The sequence below is a fragment of the Acinetobacter sp. WU_MDCI_Abxc222 genome (assembly GCF_025514755.1).
In the GTDB taxonomy this organism is placed as follows: Bacteria; Pseudomonadota; Gammaproteobacteria; order Pseudomonadales; family Moraxellaceae; genus Acinetobacter; species Acinetobacter geminorum.
In genome coordinates this window covers 77768-98944 of the sequence record NZ_JAHPVG010000010.1, presented here as the reverse complement: position 1 = coordinate 98944, position 21177 = coordinate 77768, and the positions used below count along the sequence as shown (strand labels likewise).

Here is a 21177-nt window from a genome sequence, read left to right as displayed (position 1 = left end):
AACAACAAAAAAAGGGAGCTTTCGCTCCCATTTTTTCTATACTTAAGCATCACGCTTAATGCATATCATGCAATTATTCAGCATCAGCTGCTTTAGCGAATAATTGACGACCACGGTAGAAACCGTCTTTAGTCACGTGGTGACGACGATGAGTTTCACCAGTTGCTTGGTCTACTGTTAATGCATTCTCGGTTAAAGCGTCATGTGAACGGCGCATGTCACGGCGAGAGCGACTTTTACGGTTTTGCTGAACGGCCATGATGGCTCCTTACAAAGATCGAAAAAATGGATCAGAACAAATTCAGTTGTCTTATCTCACAATTATAACACAAATTATGAGTTAAGTTTACCCTTCAAACCTGCCAAAACATCAAACGGATTATCCCGTTTTTCTTCGACAACATTCTGAATGGTAGGTTGATGTTTATGTTCACAAGCATCATGCTTGGGAGATAAAGGCATCAACAATAACAGTTCATCTTCTAGTAATGCGAGTAAGTTAATCGAGGCAGGCGTATCATAATCGCCTTTCGTCGAAGACTCACTTTCACCTAAAACGATGAAATCAGCATCCTCATCCAAGCGCTCTATCAGTGACTCATCATCCACTAATGCAATATGGAAGTCTAAGACAAGAGGCATTTCAACAGGTTCCAAACAACGTTGGCACTCCATTGGAACTTTCGTGTCCATGTGACCGTCCATCCACACAATGCGATGATATGCATCCATTGATAGCTTACAGTCTATATTGATCAATTGGTTATCAATTGATCCAACAGCTTCACGAGCGATACGAGCAAAGCGAGACAAGGGCAGTTGACCTGACCATGTAAAGCCTTGTTCAGCCCATTTAAACGGCTCAATCTGTGCCGGAAAGGTATTTGCTGACATAATTAAGGCGGCAATTCTACAAATTCATCGGTACTCTGTCAAAGATTAAGATACAATTTTGCACTTCTTTAGACAGAACTCGGGGTAAATTAAGCAATGCACCTGTTGCAGCCGCAACCTGAAGTTAACACTTCATTACTCGTTTGCACCCATTCAACTCATCAGAACACTCTTGTACCTGACCTAGTGCAACTCTCACCATGGTCAAGCTCAAAATCGGAGTCTGAGCAAGTTGATTGGCTTATTTTACACTTTAATCACTGGTTTTCCCACCATAATGTGACATTAGTTCGTGGTGATTTTGAACCTGAATATTTCCCAGCGACAAATGAAGAACCAGCCAAGATCCAATTTGCTCACGGTTTCTTTAATAGTGCTTTGCATGAAATTAGTCATTGGTCTATTGCAGGCGAAAAAAGACGTCTATTACCAGATTTAGGTTATTGGTATGCACCCGATGGTCGCACCCAAGAACAGCAAATTTTATTTGAACAAGTAGAAATTAAGCCTCAAGCAATTGAATGGTTATTTGCACAATCTTTTGGTCGAAAATTTAGAGTTTCACTCGATAACCTTACAGGTGATAGCGGTGATGGCAAACTATTTAAAGATAACGTTTATGCTCAAGTGCAACGTTACTTTTCGGGTGAAGCTAAGTTGCCACGTGATGCATCAGCATTTATTGGTTTTATTTGCCAATGTACACGTTCGGGTACACCTTTACAATTAAATGAATTTAAACGTGAACTCCTTGATTAATTGACAAAAAAGCTACGTTAATTACTTGCCTAGGCCATTTAAAAAGCCTAATAATTATTTTTAACACTGGCGTGATGGAGTCTCTAAAATATGATGCATTTACATGTACATCCTGAAAATCCACAGCAACGCCTCATTGCCCAAGCGGTTGAACGTATCCGAGCAGGAGATGTTGTGGTCTACCCTACCGATGCTGCCTATGCGATTGGGTGTCAAATCGGTAATAAAAATGCCATGGAACGTATTGCACAGATTCGTGGTTTAGGGCCTAAACATCAATACGCCATTATGTGCTGTGACTTATCTGATATTGCAACTTATGCAAAAGTTGATAATGCGACATATCGTTTATTGAAAGCGAATACACCGGCTATTACTACGTTCATTTTACCTGCAACAAGTGAAGTTCCTCGTAGATTGATGCACCCTAAAAAGAAAACAATTGGCTTACGTATTCCGAGTAACCCAATTTGTCAGGCTTTATTAAAAGAACTTGGTGAACCTCTACTTACCAGTACATTAATTTTACCGGGTCAAGAAGATCCTCTAGATGACCCTTACGATATTGAAAATCAGTTAGATAAACGAATTGATGTATTTATTGATGGAGGTTTCGGAACTCTAACAAGTACAAGTATTGTTGATTTATCGGGTGAACATCCTGAAATTATCCGTCGTGGTGTTGGCGACGTAAGTGCTTTTGAATAAGCACTTACATTTTTTACCAATAGTTTAAAAAAAAGTATTATCACTCAAAAAAATACTCTTTATTTATTTTGGATTTTTTTTACACTTTAGTCGTTAAGTAATTTATTAAAAGACACAATTCATTTAGAATGATTTTCACTATCTGCTGTTCTTCTACTTACAGCTGTCTAGGACTTGAATAACAAGTCTCATGCTTTTGAAAATTCGCGTGGCTTATAATCGTAATGAATCAATCACTTCATCAATCCATGGAAGACGCTCCACACATCCGTGTTTTAGATGAGTGGCATGACAAAATTCCAGAAGATCTCTATATACCTCCAGCTGCATTTGAGATTTTGCTCGAGCGGTTTGAAGGGCCATTAGATTTTTTAATTTATCTGATTCAGAAAAACGGTTTCGATTTAATTCAACTCGATATTGCTCCTATAGCGACTCAATATTTGGCCTATATGGATAGCATGAAATCTTTGAATATCGAGTTGACAGCAGATTATATGGTGATGGCTGCTTTATTGGCTGACTTGAAGTCTCGCCTACTTCTACCAAAACCTACAATTATAAGCATTGAAAAAGACCCTAAGCAGGAGCTTATTGATCGTCTTGAAACCTATCTACGCATTAAGCAAGCAGCTGAGCGTTTAGGCCAAATGCCAATTCTTGAGCGCGATACATTTAGTGCCAATGTAAGCTTAGGACATATCTCTCCTGTTTATGAAGGTTACGATATCTCAGCGCTACATGATGCGTTGTTCTGTGTATTTAATCGCCCTGAACCTATTACCCATGTTGTCGCTCAAGAACCTGTTTTGCTCGAAGAACGTATTGCATATATTGAAGAGAAATTAGAGTCTGGTGATGTGTTAAGTTTTAAAGAATTACTCAATCCCCAGCAAGGTCGTATGGGAATGGTTGTTACATTTATGGCAGTTTTAGAATTGACTCGCCAACAGAAAATTAAAATTATTGCCACTGGTATTGAAGCCCCGTTAGCAATTCAAGGATCTTCAATATGAGTAGTTTTGAACAGAATAATAGTGATTTGTCATTAGCTGACATACATCATGAAGTCTTATTACAACTTGAAGCAATTATCTTTGCCAGTGAAGCGCCTGTTTCAATTGCCCGCTTAAAAGAAGCATTTAACAATCAATATAATAAACAGCAGCTTCGTCAGCTTTTGCAGCAGCTCGCGCTATTACAACATGGTCGATCTATTGAGCTGATTGAAACAGCACAAGGGTTTCGCTTTCAGGTAAGATCTAAATATCGTAGTATTATTGCGCAAATTTGGCCAGAGCGACCAACAAAACTGTCGCCTTCATTACTAGAAACCCTGGCTGTCATTGCTTATCATCAACCGGTTACCCGAGCTGATATTGAACAAATTCGTGGTGTATCTAATAATAGTCAGATTCTTAGAACACTATTTGACTGGAACTGGATTAAAGAAGCCGGTTTTAGAGATTTACCCGGAAGACCTGCGTTGCTAATTACAACGCCTCAGTTTCTGAATGCTTTTGGTCTAGCCTCTCTAGGCCAATTGCCTCCCCTACAGAACGCCAAGGAAGCCTTTATGGCTCTCGATGCAAATGCACCGAAATCATAAAGAGGTGGACTGTTGATCATTATGTCTAAGGTTGTGCTGTCATGAGTGAAAAATTGCAAAAAGTATTAGCGAGAATCGGATTAGGTTCCCGCCGATATATGGAAGAGGTTATTGCCGCAGGACGCGTGAGTGTAAACGGTCGTGTTGCCCAAGTGGGTGAGCGCATTGAACCAGGCGATGAATTACGCATTGATGGCCGTAAAGTTCAGTTTCAGATTGAAGACGAAATTCGTCGTCGCGTACTGATTTATTATAAGCCTGAGGGTGAAATCTGTTCACGTAATGATCCTGAAAAACGCCCAACCGTATTTGATCATTTACCACAAATTGCCAATGACCGCTGGGTAATGGTAGGTCGTCTGGATATTAACAGTACTGGTTTATTACTATTCACAAATGATGGTGAACTTGCTAACCGCTTAATGCACCCATCTAATGAAATTGAACGTGAATACGCTGTTCGAGTAATGGGTGAAGTAACGCCAAAACTACGCCAAAACATGGTCAACGGAGTAGAGCTCGAAGATGGCCCTGCCAAATTCGAATCATTCTCTGAAATTGGTGGTGAAGGTATTAACCGCTGGTATCAAGTTGTAGTAAAAGAAGGTCGTAACCGCGAAGTACGTCGTATTTTTGAATCGCAAGATCTTAAAGTAAGCCGTTTATTACGTACACGCTACGGCACAGTTATTTTACCGCGCGAATTACGTACTGGTCGTTGGATGGAACTCGACAAAACTGACATCGACAACTTAGCCAAATCGGTTGAGTTAAAACCACGTCAAGGTACAGGTTTATTTGGTATGGCAAAACGCCGTACTGATCGTATGACTGAAAAACCAATGGCTGCGCGTCGTGGCGGATACTTACGTCAACAACGTCGTGATGATGAAAAAGAAGCTCCTGTTAACACAGGGAACCAACGTAAAGCGACTGGTTTTAACCGCGGTTCGAAGAAATTCTAAAATATTCATAAGATGTAAAAAAACCGCTCAAATTTGAGCGGTTTTTTATAGCCTTTTGACTTAATTCATTTTTGCCAGTTCAATCCATTCAGCTTCGGGGAAATGAATAGCTAAGTAATCTTTCAAATAATTTGAAGTATCTTGAGAAATTAATGGATCTTTTGATTCATCTTTTAGGTTATAAACCAGGGCATGCAACTTCAGCTCACGAGACTTAAGTGCTTCAAGACTAAGTAAAGTATGGTTAATACTTCCCAAACGACCCGATGTTACTAAAATAACGGGAAACTGGTGCTGAGCGACATAATCAATGGTAAGCAGACTGGTGGTTAATGGCACCATTAAGCCTCCCGCACCTTCCAACAATACGATTTCAAAACGCTCTGCCAATGTTTGGGTCGCATCTTCAATTTTTTGAAAATCAATTTCTCGGTTATCAAGACGTGTTGCAAGATGAGGTGAAGCAGGATAACTGAAGATTTCAGGCATGGTTAGCTTGTCATGATCTTCTTGAAACCAGCCCTGTCCCATAATTTCACGATGCTTTTCAATATCCTCAGAAACATCAGCGTTACCTGTTTGAATGAGTTTTTGGGTAATCACTTTTTTACCCTGCTCAGTCCATAATTTTGCTAAGAAACCTGTCGCGTAGGTTTTACCAATTTCGGTATCAATCCCACTCACAAAATAGATCTGGCCACTCATTTACTTCATTCTCCGGGCAATACAATAAATCGGATGATATGTTAGGGAATATCCCTCGACACACTTAAACCGATCATAATCTTGATAAAACTGTTGTAAAGTTTGCTTAGTCCAACGATGCTGAGCCGTTGCCGTTACACCTGTTGCTTTTAAATGTTGCAACACAGCTTTAGGAGAATCGAAATAGAGTTGAGTTTCTGATTCTGACAAATGCAAAATATCAAAATCAGCCTGAATTAAGGCACTATTCCAATTTTCAACTGACCAATAACTTAAACCTTGTCCTGTTAGCTCTTTAATTTCCATTAAATTCTGAGAGCCGAATGTTGAAAAGCATAACCAACCTCGCTCAGTTAAAGCTTCATTACAACGTTTGAGCAAGTGCGGTAAATCTTGTATCCACTGTAAAGCTGAACCTGAAACAATCATATCGAGCTGCTGGGGAAAATCTAAAGTTTCAACATCCCCAATCAACCATTTTAAATTTTCTTGATGACTAAAGTGTTGCTGCACATCTGCATATAGATCATTCAAAATTAACTCTTCAAACTGAAAAGATGTAGCAAGAAGACGAGTTAAATTGCCAGAACCACAACCAATTTCAAAAACACGCGACATCATACGCGGGCAGAACTGCTGAACTAAACCTGTTAAATTTTGGCAAATCTGCTTTTGAACAATTGCATGCTCTGAATAGGTTTGCCCTGCTTTGGCAAAACGCTGGGCAACTAAGTTTTTATTCAAACTCACAGAAAACTCACCAATTCTTCAAGTTCATGTTGCTGCACCATTGATGTTAAAGAAATACGCAAACGCGAACTGTTTTTCGGTACTGTTGGTGGACGCACAGGCATAGCATAAAAACCACTTTCCTGAACTTGTTTTGCTTTATCGATAGCAGCTTGACTCTCTCCAACAATGACTGGAATGATATGGCTGGTCGATGGACTATCGTAGCCCTTCTGTACAACAGCTTGTTGAAGATATTCGCTAATATTTTTTAAGTGTTCACGCTGAGATTGAGCGAGTAATACTTTTTGAAAAATAAAGTTTGCCCATGCCATAACAATCGGTGGCTGTGCAGTACTAAAAATAAGTGGGCGCATTCTATTAATGAGATAATCTTTAATAATTGGATCGCAAATAATGTAACCACCGACCGCCGCTAATGCTTTGCCTAATGTACCGACCAGAAAATCAATTTCCTGAATCACATTATATTGTTCAGCACATCCTAAGCCTTGCTGACCACGCACCCCAATTGAATGCGCTTCATCGACATATAACATAGTTTTAGCAAAACGTTTTTTTAGCTGAACTAAAGCGGCTAAATCCGTCTCATCACCGTCCATACTAAAAATACTTTCTGTGACCACAATGATTCGTTCAATCTTGTCATCATCATGATATTTTTGGAGGAGTTGTTCCAAGTGTTGTAAATCATTATGTCGATAACGCACATACTGAGCGCCAGATAAACGGATCCCGTCAATCATACTGGCATGAACTAACTTATCCGCCAATATTAAAGTTTTACTATCAGCAACAGCTGGCAAAATACCAATATTCATATGGTAGCCACTATTAAATAATAGTACCGCGCGACCACCAAATGCTTGGCTTAGGCTATTTTCTAATTGTTCATATTCATCAAAATTGCCCGTTAATAGACGTGAAGATGATGAACTAAAATAGCTACGCTCGATTGGAAAGCTATCTAAAAACTCTTGACGAAGATTGATATCAGCAGCCAACCCAAGATAATCATTTGAAGCTAAGTTGAGCATCGTTTTATTTTGGATCGTAATAAAACGTCCGTGCTGCACATTTTGGGTAAATTGTCTAAAGTTACCTTGTTGCTTTAACTCATCCAATTCGGCAGAAAAATGTTCAAGCAATGACATCTTAATTCGCTCCCCGCATCGTTTGAACAACTTCAACTAATTGTTCGAGCAAATCGCTTAACTCTTGATGCGTGATGACATACGGTGGCATCACATAAACCAATTTTCCAAAAGGACGGATCCAGATTCCGCGGTCTACAAATTGTTGCTGTAAGGTTTTCATATCAACATTAAAGGTGAGTTCTACTACACCAATTGCACCCAGCACTCGCACATCGGCAACATAATCAAGCTGACTTAAAGGCTTTAAATATTGGCTAAGCTGTTGTTCAATTCGCTCAATATTAGCTTGCCAATCTTGCTCAATTAATAATTGGGTACTTTTTAAAGCGACCGCGCAAGCAAGTGGATTGGCCATAAAAGTTGGGCCGTGCATAAATACTCCAGCCTCACCGCGACTAATGGTTTCTGCAACCTGCTTTGTCGTTAAGGTAGCAGATAACGTCATGTAGCCGCCTGTTAACCCTTTACCTATGCACATAATGTCTGGCTCAACTTGTGCATGTTCCCAAGCAAAAAGCTTACCCGTGCGACCAAAACCAGTCGCAATTTCATCAAAAATTAATAACAGATTATATTGTTTACAAAGTGCTTTCGCCTGACGTAAATATTCAGGATGATAAAAACGCATACCCCCTGCACCTTGTACAATCGGCTCAATAATCAGTGCAGCAAGGTTTTCATGATTTTGCTGAATACCTTGTTCTAGCTCAGCAATATCTTCTTGATTCCACTCTTGATAAAATTTGGTTTGCGGTGCTGCTACAAAAAGACGGTTCGGTAAACTTGTACCAAAAATCTGATGCATACCTGTCACTGGATCACACACAGACATCGCATTCCATGTATCACCGTGGTAACCAGAACGCGTAGTAATAAAATTTGTTTTTTGTGGTTGGCCTTGTGCTGTCCAGAATTGCACAGCCATTTTCAAAGCAACTTCAACGGCAACCGAACCTGAATCTGCATAGAAAATTTTATCGAGACTCGGTGGAGTAATTTTTAAAAGAATTTTTCCAAGTTCAATGGCAGGATCATGAGTTAAACCACCAAACATGATATGCGACATGTTCTGTAATTGATCCGTCACTGCCTGATTGAGTTCAGGGTGGTTATAGCCGTGAATTGCACACCACCATGACGACATACCATCAATTAAAGTTCTACCATCATCTAGTTCAATCTTTGCCCCATAGGCACGTTTAACTTTAAATGTTGGTAAAGGTTGGGTCATTGAGGTATATGGATGCCAAATATGTTCCAAATCAAAATTATCGGTCATCCTCTATACCCTTTTACAGCAATTAAATCTTTCATTTAGCACATGTTAAACCTGTTAAGAATGAAAGAAAATTGCGAGATCCACCAAAGCTTATTAACTTTGCTGATGAATTGTTAAAAATTGGCAGATTTCTTCAATTGTTCGGTCCACTTCTAGATATGGAAAAGCATGAGTAGCGCCTTCTAGCACTTTATAATTCATGTTTTCTGTCGTGATATTCTTTAAATTTTCAATAATTTTGCAAGGAACAACATTATCTTGCTCGGCAAACACATGAAGCTGCGCACCTGGATAACTTTTTAAGTTATCTACCAAATTTAGTTGTTCAAGCATTTTCAAACCCACTGATAGCAATTCACTTGAAGGCGGATTTGCTATGTTTTGTATGCTTACCCAATCTTGTTTGGCCTGAGATGAACCGAGTGTAATTAAATAATAAAAACGCTTTAAAGTGACTTGCGGGTTTTGAAAAAAAGAAGCTTTAAATTGACTAAACACATCAGCAGGCATAGCTGTTTGCCAATGAGTGTGTACAACAAAACAAGGATTTGAAGCGAGTGTAATTAATGTTTTAGTTTGACCTGTTTGCTCATAAAAAGTATTAACCAATTGAGTTGCTAACTGCCCACCTAAAGACCAGCCTATCACCACATTAACCTCAGACACTAAATCAAGCTGTTCTTGAAAGTTATTATCTAAAACATTAAAAATATTAATAAGTTGTGTCTCAAAACCCATTTTTTCCAAATGCAATTTAAGGGATTGCAAAGGTTCGACACCTACTCCCCAACCTGTAATTAATAAAATTTTATTTTGTAACTTCATATGCCTGCTCAAAGCCGATTTTATAAGGATTATATAATAATATCGATTTAAAATATCTTTTAAAATCAACATAAAAATTAGATTTCAAAAAGTAAAATCAACTATTTATGAGTATTTAATATTCTGAAATATATTGATAAACAAGACCTGCATTATTCATAGTAGACATACAAAAATTTAATTATCTAAACATTGAAGCCAATCAAAAAACAACATACTCCACACTTCGCCTATAAATCCATTATGCAATGTAAGTAATGTTAATACTTATGTTTTTTTATTAAAAGAAATGACTCATCAATTCATTTTAATGCTAGAAGATTAATTATTGATCAAAAAGTATTAGGAAGGCTAATATGAACAATCAAAACACAATATCTGATGGGAGAGAAAAAAATACATCTTTTGTTACACCCAATGATATTATAAACAACTTATCTTTCGATAAAAATTACTGCTTATTTTTGGATATTGATGGCACACTAGCACCCTTTCAAATTAATCCTGAGCATAGTTTTATTCCAAACGCTACATTAGAAACTATAAAAAAAATTACTAAATTAAATATACCTGTTATAGCTGTAACAGGTCGTGATGTAGATACAGCAAGCAAACTACTACATCCTATTGAAGTTCCTATTGCTGGTTTACATGGTTTAGATATTTATTTTGATTCAGGAAATTATATTCGACCAGATTTAAGCAGTATTAATTTCAAAAAATTAAAACAAGATATTATCAAAAATTGTGAAAAATATCCCGAATTATTAATTGAGGATAAAGGATATTCTATTGCCTTACATTATCGTAAAAATCCTAATTTAGAAAATAATGCTATTAATATTATGCAGCAAATTAATCTCAATTATCCCCACTTAAAAATAAATAGAGGAAAATTTGTTATTGAATTAATTCCAAACCAAGCTGATAAAGGTAGAGCAATTGAGACTATATTAAATCACCTTAATTTACCTTCTGTATTACCTATTTTTATAGGCGATGATTTAACAGATGAATCTGGTTTTACTTATATTAATCAGCAATCTGGCCTTAGTATTAAAGTAGGTTCAGGCGAAACACAAGCAAATTATAGATTAAAAGATATTAACAGCGTTTCTAATTTTCTTTTTTTCTTTCTCGAAAAAATAAAAAAGTTATACGTCAAAAATAGTCAAGATCAGAATGGAGAACAAATATGTCTAAATTAATCGTGTTATCGAATCGAATAAGTATGCCATCAGGTAAGGCTTCAGCAGGTGGCCTTGCAGTAGCTGTACAAGACGCATTAAATGACAGTAACGGTATTTGGTTAGGCTGGAATGGTGAGCAAATTACCGATACTGAAGCGCCTGAGTTCGATCAGGCATATTCTCATGGGATTGACTACATTACCTGCCCTCTTACACATCAGCAATATGCACAGTATTACTGCGGTTTTGCTAACAAGGTCTTATGGCCTGCTATGCATCATAGAGACGATCTGATCGAATATGATGCTGAAGAATATAATACTTACCAACGGGTCAATCGTTTATTTGCCGAAAAATTAAAACAAATTGCTCAGCCGGATGATGTTATTTGGGTACATGACTATCACTTTTTTAGTGTAGCTCGTCATTGCCGCGAATTAGGAATGCAGAATAAATTCGGTTTCTTTTTACATATTCCTTTTGCAAGCTTAAACATTTGGCGCAAAATTCCAGTTGCATTACAACTAGTACAAGACCTTTGCCAATATGATGTAGTTGGTCTACAAACCCAAGCTGACCAAAACACATGTATGCAAACCTGTATGGGCTTACTTGAAGCTCAAAAAATACTAAGCGACCGAATCAGTTATAAAAAGCGTCAAGTATTGATTAAGTCCTACCCTATTGGTGTACAACCTGAACTTATTCAGCGCCAAGCCCAACAGGCATTTCAAACAGCAAATGTATTTAACTTTGAAGATATTCCACGTCAAAAAACTATTATCGGTGTTGACCGTATTGATTATTCAAAAGGTCTACTTGAGCGTTTCAATGCATTTGCAACCTTTTTGGAAACCAGCCCTGAATATCATGGCCTAGTTCGACATCTTCAAGTGGCAATTCCTTCTCGTACCGATATTCCAGCTTATCAACGCTTATACCAACGTTTTAAAACCAAGCTGGAGTTAATTAACGAAGAGTTTGCGCATGAGGACTGGAGACCTGTAGATTACTGCTATGACACGGTACAACACCATAATCTTATGCACATTTACCGTCATTCAGATATTTGCTGGATCAGTTCACTACGTGATGGTATGAATCTAGTGGCTAAAGAGTATATTGCGGCACAAGACCCAGAAAATCCGGGCGTACTCATTTTATCTAAATATGCTGGTGCTGCTGAGCAAATGTCTCAAGCCTTGATTGTTGACCCGCAAGATAGAGCGGCAATGATGGATGCTTTAAAAATGGCTTTAGAAATGTCTAAAGCTGAGCGTATTAATCGTTATCAACAATTGATAGAGGGATTAACATCATCTGATCTTACCCATTGGCGAAATAATTTCTTGGATGATTTAGAAAAGACACCAACTTTACTAATGAAGCCTCAGCGATTATTACAAGATAATTATCAATCTATTTATCAGGTTTTATAAATCTAAATAAAAGAACATCGAGAAATTTAATTTCTCGATGTTCGCTATTTGGTGATTATTATTTATAAATTAATTTGTCTTTACTAATGTAAAGCGGTTAAGTAAAGCAATAATAAATAGTAATACAGCGACGCCTGTTAAAACCGTACTTAAACCAGTCCATTCCCCAATTAAACCGATTAAAGCTGGTCCACTTAATGAACCTGTATAGGCAATTGTTGATACTAAAGAAAGTGCTGCTGCTTTAGGCATATTGTTTTGTCGACCAACACGAGAAAACATCACTGGTACAATATTAGAACAACCTAATCCTAATAGTGCATAACCTAATACAACCACTTGCCACACTGGTGCCGTTACAATAACAGCCATACCAATCGCAGCTCCAATTGCACTATAAGTCACAATATTTTTTTCACCCCATTGCTTAAGCAAGATATGACCTGCAAAACGACCAGTCGTCATGCTAAGCGCAAAGAAAGTGTAAGCTAAACCAGCAAAAGCAGGATTAAGCTGATATTTACTTGTTAAATAAATACCACCCCAGTCCATTGCTGCACCTTCTGATAAAAAGGCGATAAAACACATCATGCCAATAAGCAGAATAATGCCATCAGGACGATAAAGTTTTTTGGGCGCTTGAGTGGTATCTTCATGTGGCTTTTCGTCCTGTTCAAAAGACGTTAAACAAGATGGAATCGCAACACCACCAATAACAAGCAAAATCATAACGACTGATAAAGTACTCATTAAGGGTGAAAGACCTACTGCCAATAATGCTGTCACAAGCATAGCGCCTGTTAAGCCACCAAGACTGCACATTCCATGGAAGCTAGACATAAGAGCTCTCACACTATGTTTTTCAACAACTACTGCTTGTAAATTGATAGCTACTCCAAGACATCCTGCTGCCGATCCAAAAATAAACAATGCTACAGCCATCGTCACAATGCTGCTCCACATCGTAAGGCTAGGCAATAAAACCATTAACAGCATCAATGCCAAAGCAATTAACGGACGACATCCCCAGCGCTTTACTAAAGCACCAGTCGCAGGCATAGCAATCATTGAACCAATACCCATACACAGCAAAAGTAAACCAAAATCGGCATGATTTAGGTTTAAACGCTGCTGTGCAAAAGGAATAAGAGGTGCCCAAGCTGCAGTCGCAAAACCTAAGCTAAAAAAGCTTAGTCGTGTTGCAAGACGCTGTGTGCTTAGGAGAGTAGCTGTATCTAAAACAGCAGGTTTGGTAAATAACATATTTCGCGAACTCACCATAAAATCATTGGCGATCCATACCAACCGATTTTCCATAGAAAAACCCTTGCCTCATTAAATTTCTAGGCAAGGGTTTTGTTGGCGAAATTATAAACAATTTCATAAAAAAAACAGGGGGTGTGATACAATTTTTCTGACTTTTTTGTAACTGCCAAAGCCTTATATAGTAAGGCTTTGAATATGTTCAATTTGACAAAATCAACATCCAAGTTAAGACTTCATTTTATTAAAATGAAGCAATAAAAAAAACCCAGCCTTAGCTGGGTTTTTTATTAAATTTGAGATTGAATATAGTTTTGCAAGCCAATCAACTCAATTAAACGTAATTGCTTTTCTAACCAGTATGTATGGTCTTCTTCAGTATCTGATAATTGTTGACGCAACATATCACGGCTAATGTAATCGCCCTTCTCTTCGCAAAGTTTGATACCTGTCGCTAACTTTTCACGAACATGATATTCAAGCGCCAAATCAGCTTTTAAACAAGATACAACGTCTGTACCAACATTGATATCTTCACGGTGCATGTTTGGTTTAGCACCTAAAAACAATACACGGCGAATGATCGCATCAGCATGAGAAGCTTCTTCTTGCATCTCATGATCAATACGTTCATAAATTTTATTTAAACCCCAATCTTCATACATACGAGAATGGATTAGATATTGATCACGGGCAGCCAATTCTCCGCCAATGAGCATATTTAAATAGTCTATGACTTCTGGATTGCCACGCATAATAAATCTCCTATCGTATGAGAACTATTATGGGCAATCTTAAAAGTGATTGCAAAACAAAAAATGGTTAAGTTTATGATTTTTATCAAATTAAAATGAGAAACATACGCATTTGCAGTTTAAGTTATTTAAATTTCCTCTGCAAAAAGAAACGCTTGTCCAATTTATAAGTTCAGACAAGCGTTAAAATATGGCTCAAACCATCAATTTATAAATTTGTAACTAAAATCAATGGTTCTTATTTCGGTAGATCTATTCGCTTAAAGTCTGCCCGTAGCTCGCCATAAGTGATAAGAAATCAGTCTCATTCATAACAGCAATACCTAGTTTTGCTGCTTTTTCTAATTTCGAACCAGCCTTCTCACCCGCAACAACACATTTGGTTTTACTCGATACACTACCGCTTACACGCGCACCTAATGCTTGTAGCATTTGAGTTGCCTGATCACGGGTCATTTGCTCTAATGTGCCCGTTAACACCCAGCTTTCACCATTTAATGGCTGGCGTGTTGGTGCAGTCGGTGCATCCCAATGAATTCCTGCGGCAATTAAGCGATCAAGCACTTCAATGTTGTGCGGTGCCAAGAAAAAGTCAGCAATCCATTCGGCAGTAATATCACCAACATCTGGTGTTTTCTTTAAAGCTTCAACATCAGCAGCTTTAAGCGCTTCCAAAGTTTGGAAAGTATTGGCTAACATTCTAGCTGTTGTTTCACCTACCCCACGAATTCCTAAAGCATAAATAAAACGCGCAAGCGTTGTCTTCTTACTGGCTTCAATCGCATCAATCAGATTTTGTACAGATTTTTCGCCCATTTTTTCAATCCCGAGTAAAGTTTCTCGGTGTTCGTGCAAATGGTAAATATCGGCAACATCTTTGAGCAAATCGAGGTGTAATAAAGACTCTACCCAACGATCGCCTAGGCCTTCAATATCCAGAGCTTTACGTGATACGAAGTGACGAATCGCTTCAATACGCTGTGCAGCACAGTACAGTCCACCAGAACAACGTGCTAAAGCTTCCCCTTCAGGCATTACAACTGGTGAAGCACAAACAGGACAGTTTTCAGGTAAATGTACAATTTCAGCATCAACAGGACGGAATTCTGGCCAGACTTTTTCTACTTTAGGAATAACATCGCCTGTACGATAAACACTCACCGTGTCACCAACACGTACATCTAGGCGATGGATCTCACCAATGTTGTGTAAAGTTACATTGGAAACCGTAACTCCCCCTACAAACACAGGATTTAAACGCGCTACTGGAGTCAAAGTACCTGTACGCCCTACTTGCCAATCAATCTGATCAACCGTAGTTAATGCAGCTTGTGCAGGGAATTTATAAGCAGTTGCCCAACGTGGTTCACGACTTAAAAAACCAAGTTGTTGTTGTTGCTTTAAGTCATCAACCTTTACAACCATCCCATCAATTTCAACTTGTAAATCTGAACGTTCTTGCTGAATTTGCTCATAACGTTGCTGTACTTCTTGAATTGAATTACACAGATATTGACGTTCAGCAATTTCAAATCCAAGTTTTGTGAGCCATTGCAGACTGTCATGCATGGTAGTTAAGCCATGATTAGGTTCACATTGAGCGATGCCGTAAGCATAAAATGCTAAAGGTCGAGCCGCAGCAATATTAGGATCAAGTTGTCTTAAACTACCAGCTGCAGCATTACGCGGGTTGGCAAATGTTTTATCGCCTTTGGCTTCCTGTTCAGCATTGAGTTTTTCAAAACCAGACTTTGGCATAAGTACTTCACCACGAACTTCCAGCAAACGTGGAATTTCAAAGTGATCTGAATGTAACACTTTAGGCAAATTACGAATCGTTTTAACGTTCTGGGTAATGTCCTCACCAGTTTCTCCGTCACCACGTGTAACGCCACGTACTAATAGGCCATTTTCATACCAGAGAGAAATCGCAAGACCATCAAGTTTTAGTTCGACTTCGTATTGTACTTTTTGATTAGGCAAACGCTCTTCAACACGACGTGCAAATGCGAACAAGTCTTCCTGATTAAAAACGTTCCCCAAAGAAAGCATCGGAACTACATGAGTCACACTTTGAAATTTAGAGAGTGCTTGTCCACCTACTTTTGTAGTCGGTGAATCTGATTGAACAAGGTCAGGATATTGCTCTTCTAAAGCTTTTAACTGGTGAAATAAATGATCATATTCACTATCCGAGATTGTCGGCTGATCCATGACATAGTAGGCATGGTTATGCTTTGCAATCAGTTGAATAAGCTGACGCATCTGTTCGATCACGGAAGTTGTTGCCATTATGTTATTCACCATAAAAAAGGGTGGAAATTTCTCCACCCTGAGCTGCGACTAGATATGTTGCAATTATCGCAACGAACGTAAAAAATTAAAACTAGGCGGTCGCCTGTGCCGGACGATAATCAATCACATGATGACGCCAGTGCTCTTTTAACTGTGGCGTAAATTCAAGATTATTCTCATCGTAAACTTTGCCATCAATTTCGCGAGCAATTAAACCTGCAATACTCGCCATCATGTCAAAACCAGTCACGGCTTTACTGTTTGGAAGCGCAAGGAAGAATGCTAATCCTTGAACTTGTTCAGTAGATAGCGTTTCAAGATCAAACCCAGCTGGTCCATTGTCTGTCATACGCAATACAGAGAACATGAGTACACTCGGCTCATCGGTATTTTCATAACGATGGAAGCACGACATTTCACCATAGCGTAAACCATATTTTAACAGCACTTTAAGCGCTTTATCGCCAGACAATGCACGACGAGGGTTTGGATAAACATTTAGCGCAATAATCTGTTCAGCCATCGCTAATGCACTTTCATCATCATAACGTTGCTGTTCATGTAAATGCACATCCAGAATATTACTCTCGCCTTCAAATTCAGCAATTTCGGCGGTTTCTATATTCGGGTTCAAACTCAACTCAGGCTCAGTTTTTTCGCTTTCAGCTTCCAGATTTTCTTTTGCTAAAGCTTCAGCTTCCGGTTTAACAGAAACTGTATCAACCAACTCAACTGAACCATCTTTATGAATGGTAGAACTTGGTACTGTTTCTTGAGATTTAATTTCTTCTACAGAAGCGTTTTCAACAACTGCTTGAGTTTGTTCAGTTTGAATTGCTTTAGCGGGTTCTACGGTCTCAATTTCTGTCTGTTTTGTTTCAGGTACTTGTGACGGCGCAGCTTCGCTTAAAGTTGGTTCTACTCGCTCTGCACTAGTCACCGCTACAGATTCAGTTTTCTCAAGCTGATCTCTCACGTGCCTAGGTATAACCGGTTGATTACTATCAGGATTAATATGCAAATCACTGTCTAATGAGGGTTCAGCATGGTTTGGCTTTTTTAAAATCATTTTTAAGCCAATTAGCATAATTATAATGGCAACAACGATGCCAATAATCGTATTGATTTCCATTCTATGACTCCGAAACTAACCCGTATTCTTTTGCCTGTTCTAGATCGACAGTGACTAATTTTGATGTACCCGGTTCAGGCATGGTCACACCCAACAAATCAGTTGCCATGGTCATCGCCAGCTTATTATGTGTAATGTAAATGAATTGTACATGTTCAGAAAGCTCTTTTACCAAATTACAATATCTCTGAACATTCGCATCATCAAGTGGTGCGTCCACTTCATCTAATACGCAAAACGGTGCCGGATTTAATCTAAAAATCGCAAATACTAATGCTAACGCTGTTAAAGCCTTTTCTCCACCGGAAAGTAATGCTAGAGAACTATTTTTCTTACCCGGCGGCCTTGCCATCAGTTTAACACCAGATTGCCAGTCATCTTCAAGACTTAAACTCGCCTCACCACCATTAAAAACCTTTGGAAACAGATTTTGCAACTCCTGATTGATCTGATCAAAAGTTGTCATAAACAGCTTACGGGTTTCTTGGTCAATGCTTTTCATCGCATCTTTTAATTGAGTTACCGTATTTTCCAAATCTTGAATCTGGTGACTCAGCTCATCAAAACGTTGAGAAACTTCTTCAAACTCTTGCGAAGCGGCAAGATTAACCGCACCGATTTTTTCAAACTGTTTCTGTACTTTTTCCAGTTTTTGCTGGTGCTCGGCTAAATCTATTTGTAAGCCTTTTTGGAGTTCGGCATTTAGCTCTTTAAGCTGCTCTTGATAATGCTCACGATCTGATTTGGCTGCTTGCCATGCCAACCGTTTCGCTTCAAGTTGTTCTCTGAGCTGCTCATCTTTTTGTTGATATTGATGACGCTGATCGGTCAAAGTCTGCTGTTTTTCCTGCACACTATTGAGTTCAAGCTGCCATTCATTCCAGTTCTTTTGCAACTTTTCAGTTTGAGCAAATTGTTGCTGAAACTCTGACTCAAGATTCGGTAGCTCTAATTGAATAGGGTCAACAAACTTTTTCGCTTGCTCCATTTGAGCTGCAATTTGCTGATATTGACTTTGCAAGAACGAGATATCTTTTTCAAGCAACTCAACCTGTTGAGTAGTCTGAGTACTATTACGGCGTAAAACTTCACGTTCTTGTTGTTGATGTTGCAAGGCTTGTTGCTGTTCTTCTAGCTGCTCTGTTAATTCTTCTACCCGAAATTGCAAAGTTTTATAGTCAGGTAAAATGGTTTCGAGCTTGATTGCTAATGCATGCAAATCAATTTCAAGATCATCTTTTTGCATTGCATCTTCTTCAAGCTGCATGTCTAACTGACCAAGTTGATCTTTTAATTGCTGTTTTTGCAGTAAAAATGCTTGTGCTGCGGTTTGTTGCTTGGCAATTTGCACATCAAGCTGTTGTAAGTCTTTTTGCTTTTGTTTCACAACTTGCTGTTTGTGCTGCACACCTGACTGTAAGTGCGCTAACTCATCTTTTTGCTGAACTACGATTTGATCTAATGTTTGTAATTGAGGTTGCTGCTTTTCAAGAGCTTGTTCAATTTCGTCTAGACGAATACGGTGGCTCAGCATACCTTGTGCACTTTGGCTTTCGTCATCATACATAAGAGCAATCACCCAATCTTGCCCGACATGATAACCATCTAAAGTCAGAATAGACTGACCATGTTGCAATTGTTTTTGCTCATTTAAAGCTTGAGTCAAATCTTGTGCAATCGCTACATTTGAAAAGATTGATAGCTGTGGCGATGCAATCCACTCATTTAAACAAGCCAAGTTCCCTTTAAATTTACTTGTTTGCTCTGAAGGTTTTAACTGGCGGGCAACTCCTTCTTGAAAGACTTGTTCGGTCTCAAGAATATGAGCTTGTAACCATTTTGCTAAAAACTTCTCAACAATCTGCGCATGCGGTTTGCCCTGCTCTGTTAACTCTAGAGCTTGCATTAAACGTAACGTATCTTGGTTTTGCTTTGGACTTTGTTTAGCAACAAGCTGGCTTAAGTTTTTCTGCTCTGATAATAAAACTTGGATTTCTGTTTTCAGTGTTTGCTGCTGGTTTTTATTTACCTGATGCGCTTGTTGAGCTTGTTCAATATGCTGCACATACTGCTCAATTTCAGTTTCAAGCGTCGAAATTTCACTACACAACTGTTGTTGCAGTTGCTCAAGCTCACCCTGCTCATCTTCATGAACATGCGATTGAATTTGATTTGCTTGATGCTGCAAAGTTTCTTTTTGCTGCTCAATGCGCTGAACATTTTTACCCAACTGTTCAATTTGAGCTGACATCTGCATTTTTTGCTGCTGTTGTTTTTCAACTTGAGCTTTTATTTGTTCAAACTGTTGTTGTGCTTGTTTTTGCTGAGATTGTAAATCAGCAAAGTTTTGTTCAGCCTCCGTCGCTGTATGCTCAACTCCAGCTAAAGCTTCTGTTTGTTCTTCTAGCTGATTATTCAGTGTTTCGAGTTGCAATTCAGAAAGCTGTAAACGTTCTTTAGTTTGGAATCTTTGCTGCTCTAACTGAACGAGAGTGGTACTATTTTGCTGGTATAGACTCTGTTTTTGTTCAAGAGTCATTTTCAGCTCAGATAGTTTCTTTTCAGCTTGTTGCCATTCTTGTTGTAGCGGTGAAGATTGCTGAATAAGTCGCTGAAACAAAGCACTGGTTGCTTCTAAATCATGTTCAATCGTGCTTAATTCTGAGCGAACCAATTTAAAGGTTTCACCCAATTCATTCATTTGAACGGTATATTCTTCTTGTAGGCGTACACTTTTCTCTGCCTGAAAAGACAAAATTTCAATTTTGAGCGTACGAATCTGGCTTTCTAAAGTTTTATATTGAACCGCTGCTTCCGACTGACGTTTAAGCGTTTTAAGCTGCGATTTTAACTCTAGTGCAATATCGTCTAAGCGCGAAAGATTTTGCTCTGTTTGCTCAAGATGCTGCAAAGTTTCACGGCGACGGGCCTGATAACGAGAAACACCTGCGGCTTCCTCAATGAACACACGCATTTCTTCAGGCTTGGCATCAACCAAACGATTAATCATGCCTTGCTCAATGACTGCATAAGAGCGTGGTCCTAAGCCTGTCCCCAAGAAAATATCGGTAATATCACGGCGGCGGCAACGTGTACCATTTAAGAAATATTCTGACTTACCTTCACGGGTCACCTGACGGCGAACAGCTAACTCATTATAAGCATTATACGATCCGCCCAACTTTCCATAAGTATTATCAAAGCGTAGCTCAACACTGGCCACACCAACGGGCTTACGTTTGGAAGTCCCCGTAAAAATAACATCTTGCATGCTACCACCACGGAGCTGACGAGCGTTTGATTCACCCATCACCCAGCGGATTGCATCGATTACATTGGATTTGCCACAACCATTTGGACCAACCACTGCTGTGCGGTTAGCCTTAAAATTTAAGGTTGTACTATCTGCAAAAGATTTAAAGCCGGAAAGTTTTAAACTGCTTAAACGCATA

General features: G+C 38.7%; 19 protein-coding genes. 7 read left to right on the top strand and 12 right to left on the bottom strand.

Annotated features, from left to right (window positions below; translation table 11 throughout):
* Positions 1 to 73: 73 nt before the first annotated feature.
* Complete coding sequence (gene rpmF, locus KTJ10_RS14770; protein WP_000290730.1) at positions 74 to 259, bottom strand: 50S ribosomal protein L32; 186 nt, start codon at positions 257 to 259, stop codon at positions 74 to 76.
* A 74-nt stretch (positions 260 to 333) separates the two neighbouring features.
* Positions 334 to 894 (bottom strand): YceD family protein, encoded by a 561-nt coding sequence (locus tag KTJ10_RS14765; protein ID WP_002120393.1) that lies wholly within the window; start codon positions 892 to 894, stop codon positions 334 to 336.
* Between the two features lie 96 nt (positions 895 to 990).
* Here KTJ10_RS14765 and KTJ10_RS14760 point away from each other — a divergent pair, with 96 nt between their 5' ends.
* From KTJ10_RS14760 to rluB, 5 genes are all read left to right on the top strand, one after another.
* Positions 991 to 1653: an elongation factor P hydroxylase gene (locus tag KTJ10_RS14760; RefSeq protein WP_262442334.1), complete on the top strand. Its 663-nt coding sequence runs from the start codon at positions 991 to 993 to the stop codon at positions 1651 to 1653.
* A gap of 90 nt (positions 1654 to 1743) precedes the next feature.
* Positions 1744 to 2361, top strand: a complete 618-nt coding sequence (locus KTJ10_RS14755; protein ID WP_078220265.1) for an L-threonylcarbamoyladenylate synthase — start codon at positions 1744 to 1746, stop codon at positions 2359 to 2361.
* A 224-nt stretch (positions 2362 to 2585) separates the two neighbouring features.
* On the top strand, positions 2586 to 3377 hold the full coding sequence (locus KTJ10_RS14750; protein ID WP_017387236.1) for a segregation and condensation protein A: 792 nt from the start codon (positions 2586 to 2588) through the stop codon (positions 3375 to 3377).
* The gene (gene scpB, locus KTJ10_RS14745) at positions 3374 to 3970 is read left to right on the top strand and encodes an SMC-Scp complex subunit ScpB (RefSeq protein ID WP_002120355.1); all 597 of its coding nucleotides are present in this window, start codon (positions 3374 to 3376) and stop codon (positions 3968 to 3970) included. The genes KTJ10_RS14750 and scpB overlap by 4 nt, the downstream gene beginning before the upstream one ends.
* Before the next feature lie 41 nt (positions 3971 to 4011).
* Positions 4012 to 4935, top strand: coding sequence for a 23S rRNA pseudouridine(2605) synthase RluB (rluB, locus tag KTJ10_RS14740; protein WP_016142048.1), 924 nt, complete (start codon positions 4012 to 4014; stop codon positions 4933 to 4935).
* A 60-nt stretch (positions 4936 to 4995) separates the two neighbouring features.
* Here rluB and bioD read toward each other — a convergent pair whose 3' ends face one another.
* The 5 genes from bioD to KTJ10_RS14715 form a co-directional block, all read right to left on the bottom strand.
* Positions 4996 to 5640 (bottom strand): dethiobiotin synthase, encoded by a 645-nt coding sequence (gene bioD / locus KTJ10_RS14735; protein ID WP_199978211.1) that lies wholly within the window; start codon positions 5638 to 5640, stop codon positions 4996 to 4998.
* On the bottom strand, positions 5641 to 6390 hold the full coding sequence (bioC, locus tag KTJ10_RS14730) for a malonyl-ACP O-methyltransferase BioC (protein ID WP_199978210.1): 750 nt from the start codon (positions 6388 to 6390) through the stop codon (positions 5641 to 5643).
* Positions 6387 to 7544, bottom strand: a complete 1158-nt coding sequence (locus KTJ10_RS14725) for an 8-amino-7-oxononanoate synthase (protein ID WP_199978208.1) — start codon at positions 7542 to 7544, stop codon at positions 6387 to 6389. The genes bioC and KTJ10_RS14725 overlap by 4 nt, the downstream gene beginning before the upstream one ends.
* 1 nt (position 7545) lies before the next feature.
* On the bottom strand, positions 7546 to 8826 hold the full coding sequence (gene bioA, locus KTJ10_RS14720; RefSeq protein WP_262442333.1) for an adenosylmethionine--8-amino-7-oxononanoate transaminase: 1281 nt from the start codon (positions 8824 to 8826) through the stop codon (positions 7546 to 7548).
* A 93-nt stretch (positions 8827 to 8919) separates the two neighbouring features.
* Positions 8920 to 9651, bottom strand: a complete 732-nt coding sequence (locus tag KTJ10_RS14715) for a hydrolase (protein ID WP_262442332.1) — start codon at positions 9649 to 9651, stop codon at positions 8920 to 8922.
* Positions 9652 to 10007: 356 nt separating this feature from the next.
* Here KTJ10_RS14715 and otsB point away from each other — a divergent pair, with 356 nt between their 5' ends.
* Positions 10008 to 10859, top strand: a complete 852-nt coding sequence (otsB, locus tag KTJ10_RS14710) for a trehalose-phosphatase (protein WP_262442331.1) — start codon at positions 10008 to 10010, stop codon at positions 10857 to 10859.
* Entirely contained in the window at positions 10847 to 12280 is a 1434-nt protein-coding gene (locus KTJ10_RS14705) for a trehalose-6-phosphate synthase (protein WP_205668752.1), read from the top strand. Before otsB ends, KTJ10_RS14705 begins: the two co-directional genes overlap by 13 nt.
* Positions 12281 to 12349: 69 nt before the next feature.
* Here KTJ10_RS14705 and KTJ10_RS14700 read toward each other — a convergent pair whose 3' ends face one another.
* The 5 genes from KTJ10_RS14700 to smc form a co-directional block, all read right to left on the bottom strand.
* The gene (locus KTJ10_RS14700; RefSeq protein WP_078225478.1) at positions 12350 to 13543 is read right to left on the bottom strand and encodes an MFS transporter; all 1194 of its coding nucleotides are present in this window, start codon (positions 13541 to 13543) and stop codon (positions 12350 to 12352) included.
* Positions 13544 to 13833: 290 nt separating this feature from the next.
* A complete protein-coding gene (bfr, locus tag KTJ10_RS14695) occupies positions 13834 to 14298 on the bottom strand; it encodes a bacterioferritin (protein WP_001214863.1) in 465 nt (154 codons plus the stop codon).
* A 252-nt stretch (positions 14299 to 14550) separates the two neighbouring features.
* Positions 14551 to 16590 (bottom strand): NAD-dependent DNA ligase LigA, encoded by a 2040-nt coding sequence (gene ligA / locus KTJ10_RS14690; RefSeq protein ID WP_068613161.1) that lies wholly within the window; start codon positions 16588 to 16590, stop codon positions 14551 to 14553.
* A 94-nt stretch (positions 16591 to 16684) separates the two neighbouring features.
* A complete protein-coding gene (locus KTJ10_RS14685) occupies positions 16685 to 17725 on the bottom strand; it encodes a cell division protein ZipA C-terminal FtsZ-binding domain-containing protein (RefSeq protein WP_032042177.1) in 1041 nt (346 codons plus the stop codon).
* A gap of 1 nt (position 17726) precedes the next feature.
* The gene (gene smc, locus KTJ10_RS14680) at positions 17727 to 21176 is read right to left on the bottom strand and encodes a chromosome segregation protein SMC (protein ID WP_262442330.1); all 3450 of its coding nucleotides are present in this window, start codon (positions 21174 to 21176) and stop codon (positions 17727 to 17729) included.
* Between the last annotated feature and the right edge of the window lies 1 nt (position 21177).

Bases quoted from the DNA above. Each gene is read 5' to 3' on its own strand.
- rpmF (WP_000290730.1), bottom strand. From the start codon at position 259: ATGGCCGTTCAGCAAAACCGTAAAAGTCGCTCTCGCCGTGACATGCGC.
- KTJ10_RS14765 (WP_002120393.1), bottom strand. From the start codon at position 894: ATGTCAGCAAATACCTTTCCGGCACAGATTGAGCCGTTTAAATGGGCT.
- KTJ10_RS14760 (WP_262442334.1), top strand. From the start codon at position 991: ATGCACCTGTTGCAGCCGCAACCTGAAGTTAACACTTCATTACTCGTT.
- KTJ10_RS14755 (WP_078220265.1), top strand. From the start codon at position 1,744: ATGATGCATTTACATGTACATCCTGAAAATCCACAGCAACGCCTCATT.
- KTJ10_RS14750 (WP_017387236.1), top strand. From the start codon at position 2,586: ATGAATCAATCACTTCATCAATCCATGGAAGACGCTCCACACATCCGT.
- scpB (WP_002120355.1), top strand. From the start codon at position 3,374: ATGAGTAGTTTTGAACAGAATAATAGTGATTTGTCATTAGCTGACATA.
- rluB (WP_016142048.1), top strand. From the start codon at position 4,012: ATGAGTGAAAAATTGCAAAAAGTATTAGCGAGAATCGGATTAGGTTCC.
- bioD (WP_199978211.1), bottom strand. From the start codon at position 5,640: ATGAGTGGCCAGATCTATTTTGTGAGTGGGATTGATACCGAAATTGGT.
- KTJ10_RS14725 (WP_199978208.1), bottom strand. From the start codon at position 7,544: ATGTCATTGCTTGAACATTTTTCTGCCGAATTGGATGAGTTAAAGCAA.
- bioA (WP_262442333.1), bottom strand. From the start codon at position 8,826: ATGACCGATAATTTTGATTTGGAACATATTTGGCATCCATATACCTCA.
- KTJ10_RS14715 (WP_262442332.1), bottom strand. From the start codon at position 9,651: ATGAAGTTACAAAATAAAATTTTATTAATTACAGGTTGGGGAGTAGGT.
- otsB (WP_262442331.1), top strand. From the start codon at position 10,008: ATGAACAATCAAAACACAATATCTGATGGGAGAGAAAAAAATACATCT.
- KTJ10_RS14705 (WP_205668752.1), top strand. From the start codon at position 10,847: ATGTCTAAATTAATCGTGTTATCGAATCGAATAAGTATGCCATCAGGT.
- KTJ10_RS14700 (WP_078225478.1), bottom strand. From the start codon at position 13,543: ATGTTATTTACCAAACCTGCTGTTTTAGATACAGCTACTCTCCTAAGC.
- bfr (WP_001214863.1), bottom strand. From the start codon at position 14,298: ATGCGTGGCAATCCAGAAGTCATAGACTATTTAAATATGCTCATTGGC.
- ligA (WP_068613161.1), bottom strand. From the start codon at position 16,590: ATGGCAACAACTTCCGTGATCGAACAGATGCGTCAGCTTATTCAACTG.
- KTJ10_RS14685 (WP_032042177.1), bottom strand. From the start codon at position 17,725: ATGGAAATCAATACGATTATTGGCATCGTTGTTGCCATTATAATTATG.
- smc (WP_262442330.1), bottom strand. From the start codon at position 21,176: ATGCGTTTAAGCAGTTTAAAACTTTCCGGCTTTAAATCTTTTGCAGAT.